Below are 2,990 nucleotides of genomic sequence, written 5' to 3'. Positions count from 1 at the left end.
GCCGGTCGGGTCGGACATCTTCGAGATTTCCATGACGGTTTTCATCCCGGGCGCGTTCCCGCCCCAGGCGACCGCCGTGCGCAATGGGAAGACGACGCCATCGGCCGCATCGCCCGCGGTCTTGGCGGCGTTCTCGTCCATGCCCCAGACGTTGGAGAGGAACTGGACGTCGACGCCCGCGGTCTTGCAGGCTTTCATCACCGAAATGTTGGAAGCCGCCGTATTGCCGAGATAGGCGTAGTTGGCCCCCGCGCTTTTCAGGCTCAGGCACTGACCGCTGAAATCCTCCGGCTTGAGCGCAAACACCAGCGGCGGCAACACTTCAAAGCCGAGTTCCTTCGCCAGCGCTTCGCCGGCCGCCTTCGGCGCGTTGGGGTAGGGGTGATTGGCACCCATGTGGACGAATTTCGGCTTGCCCGGTTTGCCCTTGGTCTTCCAATCCTCCGCAGCCCAGGTGAGTTCGGCGCGCAGCGCATCCGAATAGGTGGGACCGTAGAAGAAATTGTACGGCGCAGCCTTGGCCTTGCCGCTGGTGCCTTCGGGATCGCTGAGCGCCGCCGCATAGGAACCGGACACGTCCGGAATCTTGTCTTGCGCGAGGAAGCCAGTCAGCGCCTCGGTATCCGCCGTGCCCCAGCCCATGATCGCCGAGACCTTGCTGTCGGGCGCCGACCACTTCTTGTAGAGCGCAATGGCGCGCGGCACCTGATAGCCATAGTCGTTGGAGTCGACGGAAAGCTGTTTGCCGCCGACGCCGCCGTTCTTGTTGACCCAGGCGAAGGTGTCGGCAACGCCCTGTCCGTAAGGCACGCCGACGTCGGCCGTACCGCCTGAGAGGTCTTCGAGGTGGCCGATCGCGATCTGGGCTTGCGCTGCCGACGCAGCGCCACCGAGCATGATGGCCAACGAAACGGTGCCAAGTAGAGATTTCAAGGTCATGGGGGTCTCCTCCGGTTATTTATTGAACGCCAGTCTAGTTTTGCTCTTGTCAACCTCAATGTGAAAACGGGTAGAGCTTCCAGTAGGTCTTGATCTGCCGCCAGCGGTGCGCAAGCCCGTCGGGTTCGAACATCAGAAATCCGATAATGATCAGCCCGACCGCGATCTCGCGCAGGAACGTGATGTTATTGTTAAGCGCAAGCGCCCGGTCGATAGCGGAGCCCTTCAGTCCGTCGCTGATCCACTGCATCGATTCCGGCAGCAACACCACGAAGGCCGTACCCATCAGTGTGCCCATGACCGAGCCGGTGCCGCCAATGATGATCATCGCCAGGAACAGGATCGAGCGTTCGATGCCGAAACCTTCCTGCGAAATCACGAGCTGGTAGTGCGCATAAAGCGCGCCGGCGATGCCGGCGAAGAACGCCGCAAGCCCGAACGATAGAGTCCGGTATTTCGTCAGATTGATGCCCATGATTTCCGCGGAGAGATAGTGGTCGCGGATCGCAACCAGCGCACGGCCGTCGCGGGTGCGCATCAGATTGGTTACCAGCAGAAAACTGACCACGAGATAGGCGAGAACGACATAGAAGTACTGCCGGTCGCCGCGAAACATGTAGCCGAAAATCGAGAACGGGTTGGCGCTGGCCGGCACCGAGCCGCCCGAGAACCAATCCGCGCGCGAGAAGAAGTCCAGCAGGATGTATTGCGCGGCGAGGGTCGCGATAACGAGGTACAGTCCCTTCAGTCGCGCCGCAGGCACTCCGAAGATCAAACCGACAAATGCCGTGACGACGCCCGCGAGCGGGATCGCGAAGAACACCGGAATCGGAAAATTGTTCGAGATATAGGCCGAGGTGAAGGCGCCGAACAGGAAGAAGGCAGAGTGCCCGATCGAGATCTGTCCGGTGAAGCCGACGAGAACATTGAGGCCGAGTGCTGCGATGGAAAAGATGCCGATCTGGATCGAGATGCTGAGCCAGTAGTTGGAGAGAAGATAGGGCGTAAAGCAGGCCGCGATCACGCCGAGAATCGCGAAGTTGCGGCTGGTGGTCGTTGGAAAAATCGTGGTGTCCGCCGCGTATGAAGTGCGGAAGTCGCCGGAGGGAATGAGGGAGGGGCTTGCCATCGGAAGTTATACCCGCTCGATGTCTTTGGTGCCGAATAGCCCATAGGGCTTGATCATCAGGATGATGATCAGCACATAGAACGGCGCGATCTCGTAGAGGTTGCCCCAGTGCAGGTATTGGCTGTCGACATATTGGGCGATGTTCTCAAGCAGCCCGATAATGATGCCGCCGAGCACCGCGCCGCCAATCGAATCGAGCCCGCCGAGGATCGCGGCGGGAAATACCTTGATGCCGTAGTCCGAAAGGCCCGACGACACGCCATTGACGACGGCGACCACGACGCCGGCGACCGCCGACACGGTCGCCGAGATCGCCCACGCCATCGCGAACACGTTCTTGACGGAAATGCCGAGCGATTGCGCCACCTGTTGATCGAACGCGGTGGCGCGCATCGCCAGGCCGTATTTCGAGGCGCGGAAGAACCAGGCCATGCCGACCATCATCGCGAGCGAAACGGCGAGGCTCATCACGTAGACCGTCTGGATTTGCAGGCCGAGCAGATTCACGGACTGGCTGGTGAACACCCGGGGAAACGGCTGCGGATCGACGCCGAAGATCCATTTCAGCGCTGCATCGAACACGGTCGAGAGCCCGATCGTCACCATGATCACGGAGATGATAGGCTCGCCGATCATCGGCCGCAGGATCACGACCTGGATCGCGATGCCGAAGGCGAACATGAAGATGAGCGTCAGCGGCATTCCGACCCAGAACGGCACGCCGTATTTGGTGAGCAAGGCCCAGCAGACCCAGGCGCCGATCAGGAGCAATTCGCCTTGCGCGAAATTGACCACTTGCGTGGCCTTGTAGATCAGCACGAACGACATCGCGACCACGCCATAGAGCGTGCCCACCACAAGGCCGTTGACCAGAAGCTGGATCAGGAACGCGGTGTTCACTCGGCGGCCTCCGCGAGTGTCA

General features: G+C 60.8%; 3 protein-coding genes. All 3 read right to left on the bottom strand.

The window, feature by feature from the left end; genetic code table 11:
* The coding region (locus tag WB528_RS07660) for an ABC transporter substrate-binding protein (protein WP_423887814.1) at window positions 1–939 on the bottom strand (939 nt) is incomplete at its 3' end.
* 55 nt (window positions 940–994) lie between these two features.
* Window positions 995–2,068: a branched-chain amino acid ABC transporter permease gene (locus tag WB528_RS07655; RefSeq protein WP_423887813.1), complete on the bottom strand. Its 1,074-nt coding sequence runs from the start codon at window positions 2,066–2,068 to the stop codon at window positions 995–997.
* 6 nt (window positions 2,069–2,074) lie between these two features.
* Window positions 2,075–2,968 carry a branched-chain amino acid ABC transporter permease gene (locus tag WB528_RS07650; protein WP_423887815.1) on the bottom strand — a complete coding sequence of 298 codons (894 nt, stop codon included), beginning with the start codon at window positions 2,966–2,968 and terminating at the stop codon, window positions 2,075–2,077.
* Between the last annotated feature and the right edge of the window lie 22 nt (window positions 2,969–2,990).

The organism is Bradyrhizobium sp., from assembly GCF_049586575.1.
In the GTDB taxonomy this organism is placed as follows: Bacteria; Pseudomonadota; Alphaproteobacteria; order Rhizobiales; family Xanthobacteraceae; genus Bradyrhizobium.
Note: the sequence above shows the minus strand (reverse complement) of the source record. Positions and strands in the feature narration are given on the sequence as shown.